Annotated in this window: 2 protein-coding genes and 1 pseudogene; all 3 read right to left on the bottom strand. The window is 74.6% G+C overall.

The genetic code is table 11. From position 1 onward, the window contains the following. A pseudogene (locus tag ESO86_RS17155) lies at window positions 1–246 on the bottom strand (hypothetical protein); the annotation flags it as partial. Next, window positions 243–1,109, bottom strand: a complete 867-nt coding sequence (locus ESO86_RS17150) for a sugar phosphate isomerase/epimerase family protein (RefSeq protein ID WP_129235983.1) — start codon at window positions 1,107–1,109, stop codon at window positions 243–245. The pseudogene ESO86_RS17155 and the gene ESO86_RS17150, both read right to left, overlap by 4 nt. Then, window positions 1,106–1,291: hypothetical protein (locus ESO86_RS17145; protein ID WP_207207211.1), on the bottom strand; the 186-nt coding region annotated here is incomplete at its 5' end. The genes ESO86_RS17150 and ESO86_RS17145, both read right to left, overlap by 4 nt.

The raw sequence follows: 1,291 nt of genomic DNA, 5'->3' as shown, positions 1-1,291 counted from the left end.
GAACGGGCCCATCGCGGCCGCGACGAGTCGCGGGTCGTTGGCGCGGAGCGCGTCGCGCACCAGGTCGACGCCGACGGCGCGCACGAGGTCGGGCGCGGGCTGCTCCGCGACGATCCGGTCGAGCGCGCCGAGCACGAGGATCCGCTCATCGGTGTCGCCGGCCCGGTAGCGCGTCTCGAGCTCGTCGGCGACGACGATCGCCGGCGCACCGGCCCTCGATCCCATCGACTCCTCCATGCGGTTCACCCGATCCTCTCCATGACCTCGGTCAGCCGTGCGATGCTCTCCCGCACCAGGCGCGGCGCCGCGTGCGAGTGGCGCGGCAGCTCGACGGCGGCGATCCCGCCGTACTCGAGCTCGGCGAGCGTGCGGAACGCGAGGTCGAGGTCCAGCGCACCCGTTCCGAGTTCGAGGTGCTCGTGCGCGTGCGGCAGCATGTCGTCGACCTGCACGTTCACGAGGAGGTCGCCCGCGGCGCGGAGCGCGCCCTCGACGCCGCCCGGCTCGACCACCACGCAGTGGCCGAGGTCGACCGTGATCCCGAACTCCGGCGGATCGCCGAGCTCGCCGCGCAGCCGCAGCGCATCGGCGACGGTCTCGACCAGCATCCCCGGCTCGGGCTCGAAGCCGAGCCGCACGCCGTGGGCCCGGGCCGTGACGACGAGCCGGGACATCCGATCGACGAGGCGATGCCACGCACCCGCCGCGTCGGCCCCCTCGGGCAGCACGCCCGACCAGAGCGAGACGCAGTCGGCGCCGAGGACCTCGGCGATCTCGATCGCGCGGACGAGGAAGGCCACGCGCAGCTCGGCCTCGCCGTCGTCGTCGAGCAGGTTCGGGCGGTGCTTGCGGAAGGGGTCGAGCACGTAGCGTCCGCCGGTCTCGAGGACGACCCGGAGGCCGCGCGCCTCGAGGTCGTCGCGCAGGAGTCGGGCGTCATCGCGCCATCCGTCGGCGAACGGGTCCAGGTGCGGATGCCCCAGGGTCAGCGCGACCGCGCCGTACCCGTTGTGCTGCACCACATCGAGCGCGGCGCCGAGCGGATGGTCGGCGAGCCCGTTCGTGCCGTAGCCCAGCACGGGCCGGACGAGCGTCGTGGACCCGGTCACGTGATCTCACGTCCCCTCGCACCGCGCCGCGTGAGCAGGATGCCGAGCGCGTCGACCGCGAGGAGCACGACGGCGTCGATCGGGCGACCGGCGCGGGCCGTGAGCGCCGCCTGCAGCGGCACCATCGCGAGGATGCCCCGGCGCGTGGCGTCGCGGACGACCGGACCGGTCGGGGTGCCGAC

Source organism: Agromyces binzhouensis (genome assembly GCF_004135055.1).
Classification (GTDB): domain Bacteria; phylum Actinomycetota; class Actinomycetes; order Actinomycetales; family Microbacteriaceae; genus Agromyces; species Agromyces binzhouensis.
This window is presented reverse-complemented; position numbering and strand designations above follow the sequence as displayed.